The sequence below is a fragment of the Acinetobacter rathckeae genome, from assembly GCF_015627125.1.
GTDB classification, from domain to species: domain Bacteria; phylum Pseudomonadota; class Gammaproteobacteria; order Pseudomonadales; family Moraxellaceae; genus Acinetobacter; species Acinetobacter rathckeae.
Genome location: NZ_VTDO01000001.1, coordinates 576412 through 594343, shown reverse-complemented (window position 1 = coordinate 594343; position 17932 = coordinate 576412). Strand labels below are relative to the sequence as shown.

Sequence of the window (17932 nt, the reverse complement as noted above, 5' to 3'; positions counted from 1 at the left end):
CATGAATTTTCAACAGTTACGTATTATTCGTGAAACGGTCAGACAAAATTTTAATTTGACCGAGGCATCTGCAGCGCTATTTACCTCGCAGTCTGGCGTAAGTAAACACATTAAAGACTTAGAAGATGAGCTTGGTGTACAGCTATTTATTCGTAAAGGTAAAAGAATACTTGGGCTTACAGAGCCAGGACAAGCTCTACTTTCTGTCGTTGAGCGTATGCTGATTGATGCAGACAACATTAAACGACTTGCCGATGAATTCAATAAAATTGATGAAGGCACACTCACGATTGCAACGACACACACGCAAGCACGCTATATTTTGCCACCTATTGTCAACTTATTTAAAAAGCAGTTTCCTAAAGTACACTTGGTTTTACAACAAGCCAGTCCTGCTGAAATTGTAGAAATGTTGCTACAAGGCCAAGCAGATATTGGTATTGCGACCGAGTCACTCACAACTGAAGACAACCTTGCGGGTATTCCATATTACACATGGCAACACAGTATTATTACCCCTAAAGATCACCCTTTAACAAAGCTTGATCACATTACACTCGAAGATTTAGCACAATACCCGATTGTCACCTACCATGAAGGTTTTACGGGTCGAGCTAAAATCAACCAAGCATTTGTCGATGCACACTTAGATGCAGATATTGTGATGTCAGCCCTCGACACTGATGTGATTAAAACCTATGTTGAACTCGGCATGGGCATTGGTATTATTAATAGTATTGCTTATGATGAAGAGCGTGACATACACCTATCGCAAGTAAAAACAGCACTCTTTGATATCAACACCACGTGGATTGCTGTGCGTAAAGGGCACTTACTTCGTGGCTATGGATACGACTTTATTTCTTTGTGTTCACCTGATGCCAACATTAAAGCACTTAAAAAAGTCGCTTATCCAGATGAATAATGAACGCTTATTGATAAAAACCTGCTGATCACCATTAGCAGGTTTTTTCACTTCAAGATACAATAAAACTTCAGATAAAATAGGACACTGTTATGAACCACCCAGCAGATCGAAAATATGCCACAACACATGAGTGGGCTAAAGTCGAAGGTGATTTAGTTATTACAGGCATATCAGACCATGCACAAGATGCACTAGGTGATTTAGTTTATGTTGAACTGCCTGAAGTGGGTCAACATATTGAAGCAACCACCCAAACAGGTGTTGTAGAATCTGTAAAAACAGCCTCAGACATTCACATGCCTATTTCAGGCACCGTGGTTGAAGTCAATGAAACCCTTGATGATGACCCAGATTTTATTAATGATGACCCATACGGCAAAGGTTGGATCTATAAAATAAAACCAGACAATATCAATGATATAGATAACCTACTATCGAGTACAGACTACGAAGCAGGACTATAAAAATACAGGCCAATCGGCCTGTATTTTTTACACTTCACTTAAGCAGATAAATCTGAATAGACTTGTAACACCAACTGCTCGGTTTTCTCCCACCCCAAACAGCCATCCGTTACAGATTGACCATAAGTCATATTGGTTGAAATTTTCTGAGCACCATCCAGCAAATGACTTTCAACCATGACCCCCCTAACTTGCGTTAAAGCTCTTTCTGCAACGATCTGCTTTAATATAGCAGGTTGTTTTAATGGGTCTTTTCCACTATTTCCATGGCTACAGTCAATCACTAAAGCAGGCATTTTTTCACCTACTTTTTCTTTAATGACTTGCACAGATTGTGCATCATAGTTTGTACCCGTATTTGCACCACGTAAAATTAAGTGTGGAAATGGGTTACCTAAACTACTTTTGAGTACTGGCCCACCGTGTTGCCCAAGGGCAAAGAAATCATGCTTTGCCGCAGCAGATTGTATTGCATCTAATGCAATTTGTACGGAACCATCTGTACCATTTTTAAAGCCTACTGCAAACGGCAAGCTACTTGATATTTCACGATGAATTTGTGACTCAGATGTTCTTGCCCCTATCGCTCCCCAAGCAATTAAATCATCAAAATAGCCTGTGGCCATTGGGTTTAAAATTTCACTCGCAATGGGAATACCAGCCGCAACCAATTCAAGATACAACGCACGAGACTTTTCAATCCCTTGTTTTAAATTTGCACTACCATCTAACATTGGGTCATATAAAAAGCCTTTCCAGCCCACTGTTGTTCTTGGCTTTTCAATATAAGCACGCATCACAATAAAAATACGATCTTTCACTTCTAATTGTAGCTTTTGTAATTTTTTCGCATATTCTACAACCGCAACAGGGTCGTGAATCGAACAGGGTCCCATAATGAGCAATAAACGGTCATCTTGACCCGCTAAAATGGCATCTACAGTACGTCTATGCTGTGTAATTTGTGCTTTAAGTGTGCTAGAAAGTGGCAAATCTTTTTTAAGTTGCTGTGGTGTAGGAAGCGTTTGTTCTTGAACAGGAGTAACAACAGTATTCATTTTATATCCTTAGGGGGTCGAAACCCTTACTTTATTTCTGGGAAGATCGTATTTGATGTTGAGTATCTTGTGCTAGGCAAAATTGGCTATAGATAAAGTAAAAGTTAAATTGGTCAGCCATGTGAAATCTCCAAAAAATGACATAAAAAAACCTGATTGGCTGTTGCCAATCAGGTTATAAATATGATGGGCAACCTATCTTTTGCCCATACGCATAGGGGCAACTATCTAAAGTGCCAAAAGTATACGTATGAAAAAACAGATTGCATCAATAAGGTCATGTATTGTCTTCAAAATAAATATGATCTCATTTTAAAATACGCTATTTTTTCTATGCTGACAAGTGCTAATCAAAAAAATTAAGGTCACTGTATAGACGTGCCATAGCAGTGACCCTAACTTGCATCAATTACTTAATTTTTGCGACTGACTTTAAGTAATCAATATAATCTGCCAATTCCTGCTCACCATGAAGTTGCTGATAGGCTTTTGTTGCTTGCTGAACTTGCTCTGGTGTGAGCTTAGTAAATGCATCTCGATCAACCTTAGATACAGCCACAATTACGAGTTCATCAGATAAATCTGCTGTACCTACAGACCACATACCTGCTTTAGGTATAGGCTGCGTAAAGGCAACATCAGCAATATCTTTTTTCAGATTTTGACGACTAAATAATGCAGGTTTCTCAAACTTAATCGCACTTTTAGCAAGTACTTCAGCTGCAGGCTGTGTTTTAAAGGCCTCTAGCGTAGCTGCAATTTTTGCGGTTGCAATCGCTGCTGCTTTTTTATTTAACAATGTTGCTTTAATGGCATCTGTTGCCTGCTCTAAAGTCTGTAAACCTTCTGGATAGTAGCGACGTATTTTCAACCACAACGTTTCACCATTGGCAAGAGCAATGCTCGTTGAAATATTATGATCACCATTTTTTACATCATCATTAAACAATTTTGCTTTAACAAGAGGCTGACTTAAATAAGTATTGCTTGTCCATAAAGTCACATTTTTAGCACTTTGAATTGAAGCTGTTTTTACTTGCTGTGTAATTACATCTAAAGCATCTGCATTCACTGCAGCATCATTCAAGCTATTCACAGTATCTGTATACACATTTGCAAGCTTACTTTTTTCCAGACTGGCTTGAAGTGCTGCTTTTTCTTGCTCAAATGGCACGACTTTTACAGCATCAGTCTTCACATCAATAATATGGTAACCAAAGTTTGTTTTTACAGGTGCAGAAATTGTATTGTCTTTTAATGCTTTTACAGCATCATCAAACTCAGTTGAACCCAATGTTCCTGCTTGGTAATCTTGGATTAAACCACCTTGCAATTTAGATGTTGGATCCTCTGAAAATTGTTTAGCCGCATCTGCAAAGGATAAACCTGCTTTAATTTTAGCTTCAACGTCATTTGCCAACTTGAGTGCATCTGCGTCACTGCGGGTATCTTTAGTAATCAGAATATGACGAACTTTTTTCAATGCATTATTTTTTTGTGCATCTACATATTGCGTATATGCTTGCTGTAACTCAGCATCTGTTATTGGCGCTGTTTGCGTAAACATGCTTGGCTTCACCACCACATAGTCTACATCTACAGACGCACTACGTCTAAACTCAGCTTTATGCTTTTCATAGTAATCCGCAACATCTTGGTTTGATATTGTGATTCCTTTTTTGTACTCATCTAATTTAATGCTTGATAAATACAGCTCTCGTTGTTCAGATTGTAGGTTAACAAAGTTTTCAACACCTTGTTTGCTGGTTAAAGCATAACTTGATGCTGTAGCAGTGAGCATTTTCAAAGCATGATCTTGCTGTAAATTTGCCAACAATGCCTCTTTAGTAATACCACGGCTACGTAAGTAATTTCCAAATACTTCATTACTGAACTTACCATTGACTTGAAAGTCAGGGAGCTGAGATAACATTTGTACAAATTGAGTATCACTCATTTGAATACCGAGTTTACCAGCTTGCTGTAAAAGTAATGTTCTAGCAATTAAAGTATTAAGCGCTGACTCTCTAATAACACCTGTGTTCAAAAGAGATTCATCTCCTTGAACATACTGTAAGTACTGTTGTTGGTAAGATTTCACCAACTCATCAAGTTCTTTATTTGAAATGGCTTGACCATTGACTTTTTTAGCAACATCTCCCTTGTTTGATCCACTAAAATAGCCTTCAATACCCACAAGTGCCAAAGGAATTAGGAATAAAACAAGTAATACAATACCTAACCAACCTTTAATCAGTTTACGAAACGATTCCATCTGTATTCCAATATCTTATTTGTCTGCAATTCTAACTGAAATAACACCATCAATGCATGTATTACGCCAGATTTATTTATGAGTGTGAATAAAAAAACGCGCCTTCAGGCGCGCTTTTATGCAAGTTGTAATTAAGCAACCGCATCTTTTAGGCTTTTACCTGCTTTAAAGCTTGGCACTTTGCTCGCTTTAATTTGTAACTCTTCACCAGTTTTAGGGTTACGGCCTGTACGTGCTGCACGTTCTTTTACCGCAAACGTACCAAAGCCAACCAACGTTACCGCATCGCCTTCTTGTAATGCTTTTGTAATTGAAGCAATCGTTGCGTCAAGTGCTTTACCAGCATCAACCTTTGACAATCCCCCATTTTGTGCAATGTTATCAATTAACTCTGATTTATTCATGAAGATTATGTCCTCTAGTATGGTCTATTTAAGATCTAGTCATGTTCTATCTCTTGCCTCAGTGCCTTTATATCAATGCTTTGGGGCAAAAGGCAAGACTCAGCTATGGCTTTTCATACTTTTTAATTTTAAAAAAACAAAAAAAGCACGAAAACACATATTTTTTGTCAAAACATCTGCTTTTCATCAGTTTACTTTGCCCAAAGTGGCACCAGATACCAACAAAAGCAAACATCTATAGAGACATGCTTACACCTCAAGAACATGCATAAGAAGTATGCAACAATTCAGCAATAGATGGCATGTCCTTGCTAGATTTTGACTTTTGATCTATTTTAGATAGCCAATATAAATCAGCTTTTAAGTGGCTAAAGTAAATCTTGACGAATATGAAGTCATAAGACAAACATAAATACACTTTCATTGTATATAACGCCACTTTATTGAGGACTCCCAATCATGAAAACACCAACAGAAGAAAAAAAATTACTTTCTTTCTTACTTGAAACACTCATGATTGGCTTAGAAACGTTCTACAGCTTTGTTTTCAAACATGACAATATGGTACAGCAACAAGCTCAACCATTTGTAAGTAACAATATTGTGCTCAAAGTAAATTGCTATATTCCCTACTTCAATTTTTATGTCAGCTTCACAAACAAAGGCTTACTCTTTAACCTAAATACACCAGAGCAAAAAACAACGCTAGAAATCAGCAGTACAATTTTTGGCTATGTTCAGGCATTGGCCTTGGGCAATAAAAGAAGCATTTATGGCATAAAAATTTATACTGAAGATGCAACGACTAAAGATCAACTCAGAGATTTCCTTATTTCTTTATCGCTTCCTCACCTTGGTAGCGATTGGAAAAAATGGATTTTCACACCTAGCCATAAAAAAGACACTACAAGCTCACCACTGCGCACATCTGCTTTATTAGAGAAAATCGACCAACAACGTGCTAAAATCAATCACTTATATGTAGAAAACAAACAGCTAAAAAATCGTGTTCGACACATTCAATCATCGCAAAAAAGAATTAATATTATCTTTTTTATCATTACATTAAGCTTAATTATTGCGTTAATATATAGCCATGTTCATTAAAAATTTTGGCCTATAAATACCGTCATCATTTTTATATGAGTTAAAACTTGACTATTTTAGTCAGGATTCTTAAAATTGTACTATCTAGTCTTAAATATGTGTATCGAGTCATGCGCCTAACAACTCGCGGTCGCTACGCAGTGACTGCCCTTTTAGATCTTGCGTTACAACCAGCAGATAAAACCATTACACTGACTGAAATAGCAACCCGTCAGACTATCTCAGTGGCTTACTTGGAACAACTGTTTGCTAAACTCAAACGCAACGGCCTCGTATCTAGTGTACGTGGTGCAAACGGTGGCTATCACCTTGCGAAAAGTGCAGATGAAATCACAGTATTAGAAGTGATCGAAGCTGTAAATGAGACCGTCGATACAACACGTTGTGACCATCAAGGCAATTGTCAAAATGGTGCAATGTGCCTTACACACGACCTTTGGCATGATTTGTCAAACCATATTGAAAATTATTTAGCAAAGATATCGCTCGCTGACCTTACATCTGCAAAGAATGTACAAACTGTAGCTATCCGCCAAAAATCAGCACATCTTGATTCAGCCACCTTACAGGCGACAGGTATTTAACATGAAACGTCCAATCTATCTTGATTATGCAGCAACAACACCAGTAGACCCTATCGTGGCGGAACGCATGATGGAATGTCTTACCTTTGATGGTACTTTTGGTAACCCTGCTTCACGCTCACATGCCCATGGTTGGCAAGCTGAGGAAAAAGCAGAGTACGCAAGAGAGCAAGTTGCCAACCTTGTGAAAGCTGACCCTCGTGAGATTGTCTGGACTTCTGGTGCAACTGAAGCAGATAACCTTGCACTTAAAGGTATTGCACAATTTTACTCACAAAAAGGTAAGCATATTGTTACCAGTAAAATTGAACACAAAGCAATTTTAGATACCTGTCGTGAGCTTGAGTCAGAAGGTTTTGAAATTACGTATATTGAACCTGAACCAAAAACGGGTTTAATTACTCCAGATATGGTTGCTAAAGTATTACGCCCAGATACAGTTTTAGTGTCACTGATGATGGTAAATAACGAACTTGGTACGATCACTGATGTCGCTGCTATTGGCGAACTGACCCGTGCCAACAAAACATTTTTCCATGTTGATGCAGCACAAGCGGCAGGTAAAGTAGACATTGATTTAAGTACACTTAAAGTCGACTTAATGAGCTTTTCTGCACACAAAATATATGGCCCTAAAGGCATTGGTGCACTCTATGTACGCCGTAAACCACGTGTGCGTTTAAAAGCACAAATGCATGGTGGTGGACACGAACGTGGTATGCGTTCAGGCACACTTGCAACTCACCAAATTGTAGGTATGGGTGAAGCATTTGAGCTTGCAGGTAAAAATCTGGTGGCTGAACAAGAAAGACTACGTGTTTTACGTGACCGTCTTTGGAATGGTTTACAAGACCTAGAGCAAGTATTTTTAAACGGCCATCCTGTTTATAATGTTGCAAACTATCTAAACGTGAGCTTTAACTTTGTTGAAGGCGAATCACTCATGATGGCACTTAAAGATATTTCTGTATCAAGTGGTTCAGCATGTACGTCTGCAACACTAGAGCCATCTTATGTACTTCGAGCACTTGGTTTATCTGATGAACTCGCACATAGCTCAATTCGTTTTAGTTTTGGTAAATATACCACTGAAGCAGAGATTGACCATGTGATTGCCATCACAAAATCAGCTGTTGAGAAGTTACGTGATTTATCTCCGCTTTGGGATATGTACAAAGACGGGATTGACCTTTCATCGGTTGAGTGGGCTGAGCACTAATCTCACCCATCTTTCAATTTCATAACATATATTGCAAAACTTAGGTAACACCCAGGTTAGGAGAAATATCATGGCGTATAGCGACAAAGTAATTGACCATTACGAAAACCCAAGAAACGTGGGTGTATTAGATAAAAATGCAGCAAACGTAGGTACAGGTATGGTGGGTGCACCTGCATGTGGTGACGTCATGCGTTTACAAATTCAAGTAAGTGATGATGGCATTATTGAACAAGCACGTTTTAAAACGTATGGCTGTGGTTCAGCAATCGCTTCAAGCTCTTTAGTGACAGAATGGCTAAAAGGCAAAACACTCGATGAAGCTCAAGCCATTAAAAATATTGACATTGCAACAGAACTTGCCCTTCCTCCTGTAAAAGTACACTGTTCAGTACTTGCAGAAGATGCAATTAAAGCTGCAATTGAAGATTTTCGTACCAAGAAATCTAGCGTTTAACACCTTACCCACTGGCGGAGTTTTCATGATCTACTTAACCGAAAGTGCTGCAACACACATTCGCAATTACATTACAAATCGTGGTAAAGGCGAAGGCATTCGTGTTGGGGTGAAAACTTCTGGGTGTTCAGGGCTTGCTTATGTTCTCGAGTTTGTCGATGACATAGATCAACACGACCAAATATTCGAGCACTTTGGGGTAAAAGTTTTTATCGACCCTAAAAGCCTTGTTTATTTGAGTGGTCTAGAAATGGACTACGTGAAAAATGGTTTAAATGAAGGTTTTGAGTTTAACAACCCCAATAAAAAAGGGGAATGTGGCTGTGGTGAATCATTCACAGTTTAAGCCTGAAATAAACGCTCACTCTTTTGCAATGTTCTTTAAACGGTGTTTCACCGTTTTTAGCTTTTTATGGCGATGACGTATGAACTATTTTCAACAGTTTGATCTTCCTGAACAATTAGAGCTTAATTTAACTACACTCAAAGCTAATTTTCTGAAGTTACAACAGCAATATCACCCAGATCAGGCAAAAGATAAAAACCTTGCACTCATTCAATCGAGTGAAATTAACCAAGCGTATAAAACCCTTTTTTATGTCGACTCACGTGCAGGCTACCTCTTAAAGTTGCAACAACAAGACCAGAATCTTGATCAATCTATTCACGACTTAGATTTTTTACAGTCTGCATTAGAGTTAAGAGAAATGCTTGATGAGGCAGCCTCGGTAGAACAACTGAATCAACTAAAAAAAGAAGTTGGCTCACACGTTGACAGCCTAACCAATGCATTTAACACGCAGTTTTCCCAACAACAGTGGTTAGATGCTCAAGACAGCGTTAGAAAGTTACAGTTTTTCCAAAAAGTTTTAAACGATATAGATAAAGCAGAAGAAGATATCCTCGATCATCAAATCAATTTAGATGACGACTTCTAACTCACTTTACACTTATCAAGGATTTTTAACACATGGCCCTTTTGCAAATTGCAGAGCCCGGACAATCAAGCGACCCACATCAACACCGTATCGCAATCGGTATTGACTTAGGAACAACCCACTCTTTAGTGGCAACCATGAGGTCAGGCAAAGCACACGTACTACCCGACCAAAATGGCCATGTATTGCTTCCATCTGTCGTGCACTATAGCACTGAAAGTGTTTCGTATGGTTACGCTGCACAAGCATTTTTAGTCAATGATCCAAGCAACACCATTACCTCGGTAAAACGCTTTATGGGGCGCTCTCAAGCCGATATTAAGTTTCAGCACCCATATCAATTGGTGGGTACAGCACAAGACATGCCAACATTTCAAACAGCCGTTGGTCAAAAGACACCTGTTGAAATTTCAGCTGATCTACTTAAACAGCTGAAAGCGAGAGCAGAAGAAAGCGTCGCTCAAGACATTCAAGGCGTTGTAATCACAGTACCTGCCTATTTTGATGAAGCACAAAGACAAGCCACTCGTGATGCCGCACAATTAGCAGGCCTCAATGTACTACGCTTACTCAATGAACCTACAGCAGCAGCTGTAGCTTACGGTTTAGATCAAAACACTAAGCTAGAACTTGATCAAAACTATGTCATTTATGATTTAGGTGGTGGTACATTTGACGTCTCTATTTTACGCTTTTCACAAGGCGTATTTGAGGTTCTAGCCACGGGTGGGCATACAGCTTTAGGTGGTGATGATCTTGATAGACTCATTGTTAAATGGCTCAAACAACAGCTAAATATTGAAAGCATAGACAATTCAACCAATGCAAACTTCATAACAGCTGCAAAAAAAGCAAAAGAAGCACTCTCGAATCAACCAGAAGTCACTATTAACATCGCTGACCAGATTGTTACATTAGATAGAGCAACATTTGAAACAATTATACAGCCAGCTTTAGACCGTACCTTACATGTATGTAAGCGTGTACTCAGAGATGCCAAGCTTGAGCTTTCAGATATTAAACATGTGGTATTAGTAGGTGGCTCTACCCGCTCATATGCTGTACAAGATGCTGTAGAACAGCTATTTGATCAAACACCACTGTGCAGTATCAACCCAGATGAAGTTGTCGCAATTGGGGCAGCAATGACTGCCGACCAACTGATTGGCAACAGTAAAGATCAAGCCTTATTGCTCGATGTGACACCACTTTCTCTAGGTTTAGAAACCATGGGGGGACTGGTTGAGCGTATTATTCCTCGTAATACAGCCATTCCAATTGCACGTAAGCAAGAGTTTACCACCTATAAAGATGGTCAAACGGCCATGCTCATACATGTACTACAAGGTGAACGCGACTTAGTAGAACATTGTAGATCGCTTGGTCAATTTGTTCTGCATGGCATTCCGCCTATGACAGCCGGTCAAGCACGTATTGAAGTGACCTTCCAAGTCGATGCAGACGGCTTACTCTCTGTATCAGCACAAGAAACAACATCGGGTACGCAAGCAAAGATTGACATTAAGCCTTCTTATGGTCTATCTGATGCAGATATGGAACGCCTACTACTCGATGGCTATAAATATGCAGAAGAAGACAAGCACCTTCGCCACTTGCATGAAACCAAAATGGAAGCAGAGCGTGAGCTTGAAGCACTCACTCAAGCACTGACTGTAGATGCTCGATTGCTCAATGAAACACAGTTGTTAAAGCTACAGCAGGTTCAACAAGAACTAAGCACGGCGTTACAAGGTGATGATATTGATCACATCGAAAGGTCTGTGAAACAGTTAAAGCAACATAGTGATCAATTTGCTGCTTTACGTATGAACCGCCATATTGACCACGCCCTCAAAGGCACTAAACTTGATGACTGGTCCACCCCAAGTACTAAATAGGTAACCGATATGCCACGTATTAAAGTCCTTCCTCATGCACAGTTTTGCCCAGAAGGTGCAGAGTTTGAAGTTGAACAAAACAGCAACTTGTGTGCTAGCTTACATGAACATGGCATAAAAATTGAACATGCTTGTGATATGTCATGTGCATGTACAACCTGCCACGTTGTAATTCGTAAAGGGTTTGATGGCCTAGATGAAATGAATGATGTAGAAGCAGATCTACTTGACCGTGCATGGGGTCTTGAACCAGATTCTCGCTTATCTTGTCAGGTTAAAGTTATAGATGAAGATTTAGAAGTAGAAATTCCGAAATACACCATCAATCACGCATCAGAAGGTCATTAAGACTCTGAGTAAATGCTTAGAGTGACTAAGCATTTACTCTTTATCTAAGATTTCAACCACTTCATCACTTAAAGTCAATTTAGCAACACCTTGATTAGTTGTCATACGCTTTTGGGTTTTAAGCGTTGCTGTCATTTTTTCTAAAATATCAATCAGCTTTACATGTTCATAATGCTGTATTTCTTCTAAATTTAATAATAAATGAAAGCCTTTGTAATTATAGTCAAACCATTGTTGCATATCGGCAGTGTTACCTGTGTATTTCTCTAAAATCTGCCATGTATTCATTGAGTTTTGCATTCCTTTCAACTGCATAGGCTGTTTTGGAATACAAATAAATTGGTCTTTTACTAAGTTGTATGTACTATCTGCCACCAGAATTTCATCAATATCTGCAACAGCCTGCAAGCGAGATGCTAGATTTACATTATGACCAATTACGGTATAAGACATGCGATAATCTGAACCATAATTTCCAACGTGACAATACCCTGTACTTACTCCCATACGAATATGTAACTCAGGAAATCCCATTTTAAACCATCGTTCACGCAATACATGCATTTGCTGACGCATCATCAGTGCCATTTCAATACACTTTTTAGCGTCTTGTTCTAAACCATTACTGTGAGGGTCACCAAAGAAAATTAAGATTCCATCGCCAACAAACTTATCTAATGTTGCTTCATATTTTTTGGCAATTTCAGTCATATGCCCTAAATAATCATTCAATAAAAATGCCAACTCTTCAGGCGGTAAGTTTTCTGCAAGCTCAGTAAAACCTTGAATATCTGAAAAGAAAATGGTCATTTTTTTTCGTTTATATTCAATTTTAGCTTGGGTTTCACCGCTCATAATCGACTGCCACAATTGTTTAGGCGCGTAGCGACTTAGCTGCGTAGAAAACTGGACATAACGGTCCATTTGTTCTTGGTAATAATGTTTAGTTTTTTTAACATGCTCTAAGTAGTTTTTATAAAAATAAAATGCGGAACCTAAAAACAACAAGAAACAGGAAAAGCTATAGAGCACCAGTCGGATATCATTTAAATTAAAATAATTTTGAAACCCAAAGATAAAAATACTAGCTAAGTAGCTTGTGATAATCCCTATGGCACACACAACTACAGTGGTTATAAATGATGATTTAAAACTATTACCAATAAAAATCAGGCTAATAATTAACAGTAAACTAAAAACCAATGAAAAATGTACAGATGCAATCGCCAATGCAGCCACGACAACATCTAATACAAAAATACATTGTCGTGCAGATGCTTCATTAATTTTATATTTTAAATAGTAAAATGCTTTAATGGATATGGATAATAAGATCACACTGGCAATGGGTACGGTCCAATACATCAAACGCATAGGCTCATCTGTATAATAGATGAGTACACCCACAGAAAGTATCGTATATGCAATTGCACGATAAACGCATTCTATAGCAAACCTATTCATTGAAATACGATCAAACAGCATCTATAACACGCCTATGCAACCAGTGTATTGATTCTATCTTATACCAATTAGTCCATACGCCAATCAAACGGCATGTCACCTTGCCCACGTAAAGCAAGCATCAGTGTTTGACGCATATGCGATAACACTTCACTGCTATACGGTACAGCATTTAAACCCCAAACAGGTTTTGGCCATGCAGTGTCATTTTGATAGCGAACAACATGATGAAAATGTAATTGCGGTACAACATTACCAAGCGCCGCCACATTCATTTTATCTGCACGAAATACTTTTGATAATTGGCTAGACAACCAACTAGACTCTCTTAAAAATTGTTCTTGGTCTGCTTGGCTTAACTCATATAATTCAGTAATGCCTGGTACTCTTGGCACAAGAATCAACCAAGGAAACTGCATATCATTGACTAATCGGCATGTTGATAACGGAAAGTCACCAACAAAAAAGGTATCTTGGGCTAACTGTGGATGTAAACTAAACATATCTTTATAGATCATGACAGTAGAAGTTGCTTCATATTAACATATAGATGCTATTGTGAATATCTAAGCACCCTATTTATGACAATATTTGCCCAATAGAGTGCTGTCTTTAGCAACAATTTAATTAGCTCGTTAGACTCTGTTGTAGCTTTTGTAGCAAATCTTTAATAAAAGCAATACGCTGTGCGTAATCAGTCAGATTAACAGATATTTTCAAGCGTTGCCCACCTTCCATTCTAAAATGGGTTGGTTGCTTTTGCATAAGCTGAATAATAGTAATCGCTTGTACAGGTGTTGTAGGTGAAAACTCCAAATACCCACCTTGTGCTGCAATATCAATCTTACTAATTTCTAATTGTTCAGCAGCCAAGCGAATCTCATGTACTGCAAACAACTGCTTTACAGCATCAGGCAATAGACCAAAACGATCAATTAACTCCATACGGATATGGTTTAGCTTATCTAGCGTACTGGTATTACTAATACGCTTGTAAAAAAGTAACCGCTGATGCGCATCACCCAAATAACTGTCTGGAATCAAAGCAGGAAGATGTAAATTAATCTCTGCGGTTAAATTCAGTGGTGCATCAAAATTGGCTGTTTTACCTTTTTGTACCGCTTTGGTCGCTTTTTCAAGCATTTCCATATACAAACTATAGCCAATGGTTTGCATTGAACCACTTTGTTTTTCACCGAGTAACTCACCTGCACCTCGAATTTCCAAGTCTTCAGTGGCCAACATAAAGCCGGCACCCAAGTGCGTAGCTCGTTGTATGGCATCTAAACGCTTTTCAGCATCGCCCTTTAACCCCTTAATCGATGGCACTAAAAGATAAGCATACGCTTGATGATGCGAACGCCCAACACGACCACGTAACTGATGTAACTGTGCGAGACCCAATTTATCGGCACGTTCAATAATAATGGTATTGGCATTGGGAACATCAATCCCTGTTTCTACAATGGTCGAACAAACTAAAACATTATGTTCTTTGTGATAGAACTGTTGCATCACTTGCTCAAGCTCAAGTTCACGCATTTGCCCATGTGCCACAGCAACACGGGCTTCTGGGACTAAGTTACGAATATTTTCTGCAGTACGTTCAATGCTATCCACTTCATTATGCAAGAAGTAAACTTGTCCACCACGTAGCAACTCACGCAAAATTGCTTCTGTAACAGTGGCATTGGTCTGCTCTTGTACAAATGTTTTAACTGCTAAACGGCGTGCAGGTGGCGTAGCAATAATAGATAAATCACGCATACCACTAAATGACATATTTAAAGTTCGTGGAATGGGTGTTGCTGTGAGCGTGAGCATATCTACATCGGCACGCAATGCTTTTATACGCTCTTTATCACGCACACCAAAACGATGCTCTTCATCGACCACCATCAAACCTAAGTTTTTAAATACAATATGATCTTGTAAAATTTTATGTGTGCCAATCACAATATCGACTTGACCATCAGCCAAATCTTGAATGGTTTTTTGATGCGTTTTGTTTGAGCCAAAACGAGAAAGTACCTCTATACGTACAGGCCAGTCGGCAAAACGATCTTTAAAGGATTCATAATGTTGCTGTGCCAACAACGTTGTCGGTACCAGTACTGCCACCTGCTTACCATTTTCAACCGCAACAAATGCAGCTCGCATAGCTACTTCTGTTTTACCAAAACCAACATCACCACATACCAAACGATCCATTGGTTTTGGTTGTTGCATATCATGCAAGGTCATTTCAATGGCATTGGCTTGATCTAAGGTCTCTTCATATAAAAATGAGTTAGCAAATAAATGGTATGCCGTATCATCTACTTTAAACGCAAAGCTTGGTTTCGCCTGACGGCGGGCTTGCACATGTAATAACTCAACAGCCACATCGTGTATTTGCTCTAATGCTTTGCGCTTTGCTTTACTCCAAGCATCTGTACCTAACTTATGCAATGGTGCTAAATCTGGGTCGCCACCGCTGTATCTACTAATTAAATGTAGGTTTGATACTGGTACATATACTTTTGCCTCGCCTGCATAGTTTAGCTGTAAGAATTCATGTTCTTGACCATCAATTTCTAAAAATACAAGCCCTGCATAGCGTCCAACACCATGATCTATATGCACAATTGGCGAACCAATACTCAGCTCCGTTAAACTTTTAATTAAAAACTCTTCAGAAACCTCTTGTTGCCTTTTCTTACGGCGTTGCATGACTCGATGTTCGTATAGTTGGTTTTCAGAAATCACCACCAAACGCTCAGGCACATCCAAACCACGATCTAACGGTGCATGAGTAATCGCAAGTTTTGTTTTGTTTTTTATAAAATCGTGATATGACTGTGTTTGTTTTATTTCCCCCAAGTGTGGGCGTAAAGCATCTTTCAGTGACTCTCTACGACCTGCTGTTTCTGCCACAACCAATACCTTGGCTATTTGTGACACAATAAATTGACTCAGCTCAGCAAAAGGTTGTTGTTTTTTAATGTCTACTGCCAGTTTTTTTGGTGGTTGTGCCGTTAAATTCACAACCCCAGACTTATCAGCAACTAAAGACTCAGACATTTCAATTCGACGAAAGGTATTCATATGCTCAAGCACCTGATTTGGCTGTAAAAACAGCTGTTCAGGGGCAAGAATTGGCTGATCTAGGTTATGTCTACGGTCTTCATAACGTCTATAGGTATCTTGCCAAAAATGTAATAAGTCAGCATCTAGTCCATCATGTGTAATGACAACTGCATGACTTGGAAGATACGATGAGACATAACCATCTGCTAGCATGGCTTCTTCAGTAAAAAAGAGCGGAAAGTAAAACTCAATCCCTGGCGATGAAATACCTTCGAGAATATCTTGATAAAATGGATTTTTCTTACTGTTTGAGCGTGGAAAGCTTTGGGCATAACGCTCACGAAAATTCGCTCGCCCCTCTTTAAGCGGAAATTCTTTGGCAGGCAACACACGAAACTCAGTTAGGTTTTCTGTGGTACGCTGTGTTTCTGGATCAAAAAACTTAAGTGTTTCAATTTCATCATCAAATAAGTCTATACGTATTGGTTGTGTTTGACCTGATGCATAGATGTCCATGATGCTACCACGTACTGCAAATTCGCCGTGGTCATATACAGAATCAACCAAGTGGTACCCTGCTTGAATCAAACGCTTTTTTTGCGTTTCTAAATCAAAATGATCACCAAGCTGAATATCAAAATGCTCACCCAATAACCAAGAGGTTGGTGCAACACGTTGCGAAAATGTTGAAGCTGTGAGCAATAATACACCGCTATTTGGCATATTTGACAAGATTGCCAAACGCTCAGAAACAATGTCTTGATGCGGTGATAAACGGTCGTAAGGCAAGATTTCCCAATCTGGAAATACAAAAGCTTGTACACCATAAAATGCCAGTTCGCTCTCTAACTGTACAAGGTGTTGCGTATTTTTGGCGACTACGACAAAAAGCTGCTTCTTGTGTGTTGCTAAAATTTCCGTCAGTAATAAACTGGCTGCTGAACCAGATACACCACCTACCCAACGTTTTTGTTTGTGTTTTAACTGATCTAAACCTAGGGTTGCAATTTCTTTTTCAAAAATAAACATAGACTCAAGACATCATCTGCATTTTCATAAAGTGAGATATTAACATGTATTATCTCGCTTGTTATGTTCTTAAATTGAGAGCATAAATTTGCTTAGGCTAAATACAAATTTAACACTGCACCGTTTCTAAAAGCGTACGCCCTATCAAATGCATAAAAAAAAGACAAGACAGATAAATTCATCACCTTTCTAGGTATATTTGCACATTTTGAAGTAAACACAGGCGATCACTGACCGAATAAGGGTTGACTTAATCGCTATGATTCATCACAATATCGCACTTGTTTACGGGCTGGTTTAAGGGGAACTGTGTAGTTTCGGTTTTGTTTCAGCCCGCCCAGACCAATCTAATTCAAGGAGTGCAAGAGTGGCAAACTCTGCTCAGGCAAAAAAACGTGCACGTCAAAACGTGAAAGCACGTAAACACAACGCAAGCTTGCGTTCAATGGTTCGTACTTACTTAAAACGTACGTTAAGTGCGATTGCTTCTGGTGACTACGCTGTTGCTACAGATGCTTACAAAAAAGCAGTTCCTGTAATCGACCGCATGGCTGACAAAGGCATTATCCACAAAAACAAAGCTGCTCGTCATAAGAGCCGCTTAAATGCACAAGTTAAAGCACTTGCTTCTAACTAATTTGCATTAAGTAAAAAAGCCTCCTATAAAGGAGGCTTTTTTATGTCTATATG

Annotated in this window: 17 protein-coding genes; 11 read left to right on the top strand and 6 right to left on the bottom strand. The window is 38.9% G+C overall.

Annotated elements, in window-relative coordinates:
* Position 1 precedes the first annotated feature (1 nt).
* Complete coding sequence (locus I2F31_RS02895; RefSeq protein WP_195767884.1) at positions 2-925, top strand: CysB family HTH-type transcriptional regulator; 924 nt, start codon at positions 2-4, stop codon at positions 923-925.
* A 92-nt stretch (positions 926-1017) separates the two neighbouring features.
* Positions 1018-1392 (top strand): glycine cleavage system protein GcvH, encoded by a 375-nt coding sequence (gene gcvH, locus I2F31_RS02890; protein WP_195767885.1) that lies wholly within the window; start codon positions 1018-1020, stop codon positions 1390-1392.
* A gap of 38 nt (positions 1393-1430) precedes the next feature.
* Here gcvH and I2F31_RS02885 read toward each other — a convergent pair whose 3' ends face one another.
* The 3 genes from I2F31_RS02885 to I2F31_RS02875 form a co-directional block, all read right to left on the bottom strand.
* The gene (locus I2F31_RS02885; protein ID WP_195767886.1) at positions 1431-2450 is read right to left on the bottom strand and encodes a 3-deoxy-7-phosphoheptulonate synthase; all 1020 of its coding nucleotides are present in this window, start codon (positions 2448-2450) and stop codon (positions 1431-1433) included.
* Positions 2451-2859: 409 nt separating this feature from the next.
* A complete protein-coding gene (locus I2F31_RS02880; RefSeq protein WP_195773415.1) occupies positions 2860-4725 on the bottom strand; it encodes a SurA N-terminal domain-containing protein in 1866 nt (621 codons plus the stop codon).
* A gap of 131 nt (positions 4726-4856) precedes the next feature.
* Positions 4857-5129, bottom strand: a complete 273-nt coding sequence (locus I2F31_RS02875) for an HU family DNA-binding protein (protein WP_195767888.1) — start codon at positions 5127-5129, stop codon at positions 4857-4859.
* 459 nt (positions 5130-5588) lie between these two features.
* Here I2F31_RS02875 and I2F31_RS02870 point away from each other — a divergent pair, with 459 nt between their 5' ends.
* The 8 genes from I2F31_RS02870 (at position 5589) to fdx (ending at position 11680) form a co-directional block, all read left to right on the top strand.
* Positions 5589-6236: a hypothetical protein gene (locus I2F31_RS02870; RefSeq protein ID WP_195767889.1), complete on the top strand. Its 648-nt coding sequence runs from the start codon at positions 5589-5591 to the stop codon at positions 6234-6236.
* A gap of 110 nt (positions 6237-6346) precedes the next feature.
* Complete coding sequence (locus tag I2F31_RS02865) at positions 6347-6820, top strand: Rrf2 family transcriptional regulator (protein WP_195767890.1); 474 nt, start codon at positions 6347-6349, stop codon at positions 6818-6820.
* A gap of 1 nt (position 6821) precedes the next feature.
* A complete protein-coding gene (locus I2F31_RS02860; RefSeq protein WP_195767891.1) occupies positions 6822-8039 on the top strand; it encodes an IscS subfamily cysteine desulfurase in 1218 nt (405 codons plus the stop codon).
* Between the two features lie 70 nt (positions 8040-8109).
* Positions 8110-8496, top strand: coding sequence for a Fe-S cluster assembly scaffold IscU (gene iscU / locus I2F31_RS02855; RefSeq protein ID WP_195767892.1), 387 nt, complete (start codon positions 8110-8112; stop codon positions 8494-8496).
* A 25-nt stretch (positions 8497-8521) separates the two neighbouring features.
* Positions 8522-8842 (top strand): iron-sulfur cluster assembly protein IscA, encoded by a 321-nt coding sequence (gene iscA / locus I2F31_RS02850; RefSeq protein ID WP_195767893.1) that lies wholly within the window; start codon positions 8522-8524, stop codon positions 8840-8842.
* A 79-nt stretch (positions 8843-8921) separates the two neighbouring features.
* Positions 8922-9434, top strand: coding sequence for a Fe-S protein assembly co-chaperone HscB (gene hscB, locus I2F31_RS02845; RefSeq protein WP_195767894.1), 513 nt, complete (start codon positions 8922-8924; stop codon positions 9432-9434).
* Between the two features lie 32 nt (positions 9435-9466).
* Complete coding sequence (hscA, locus tag I2F31_RS02840) at positions 9467-11332, top strand: Fe-S protein assembly chaperone HscA (protein ID WP_195767895.1); 1866 nt, start codon at positions 9467-9469, stop codon at positions 11330-11332.
* 9 nt (positions 11333-11341) lie between these two features.
* Positions 11342-11680 carry an ISC system 2Fe-2S type ferredoxin gene (fdx, locus tag I2F31_RS02835; RefSeq protein WP_195767896.1) on the top strand — a complete coding sequence of 113 codons (339 nt, stop codon included), beginning with the start codon at positions 11342-11344 and terminating at the stop codon, positions 11678-11680.
* Positions 11681-11713: 33 nt separating this feature from the next.
* On the opposite strand, the gene I2F31_RS02830 is transcribed toward fdx, so the two are convergent.
* The 3 genes from I2F31_RS02830 to mfd all read right to left on the bottom strand — a co-directional run bounded on the left by I2F31_RS02830 (position 11714) and on the right by mfd (position 17236).
* Complete coding sequence (locus tag I2F31_RS02830) at positions 11714-13165, bottom strand: adenylate/guanylate cyclase domain-containing protein (protein WP_195773413.1); 1452 nt, start codon at positions 13163-13165, stop codon at positions 11714-11716.
* Positions 13166-13212: 47 nt separating this feature from the next.
* Complete coding sequence (locus I2F31_RS02825) at positions 13213-13647, bottom strand: HIT domain-containing protein (RefSeq protein ID WP_195768151.1); 435 nt, start codon at positions 13645-13647, stop codon at positions 13213-13215.
* Between the two features lie 124 nt (positions 13648-13771).
* On the bottom strand, positions 13772-17236 hold the full coding sequence (gene mfd / locus I2F31_RS02820; RefSeq protein WP_195773463.1) for a transcription-repair coupling factor: 3465 nt from the start codon (positions 17234-17236) through the stop codon (positions 13772-13774).
* A gap of 373 nt (positions 17237-17609) precedes the next feature.
* On the opposite strand from mfd, the gene rpsT reads away from it, so the two are divergent.
* Positions 17610-17879 carry a 30S ribosomal protein S20 gene (gene rpsT, locus I2F31_RS02815; protein WP_092747128.1) on the top strand — a complete coding sequence of 90 codons (270 nt, stop codon included), beginning with the start codon at positions 17610-17612 and terminating at the stop codon, positions 17877-17879.
* Positions 17880-17932 lie beyond the last annotated feature (53 nt).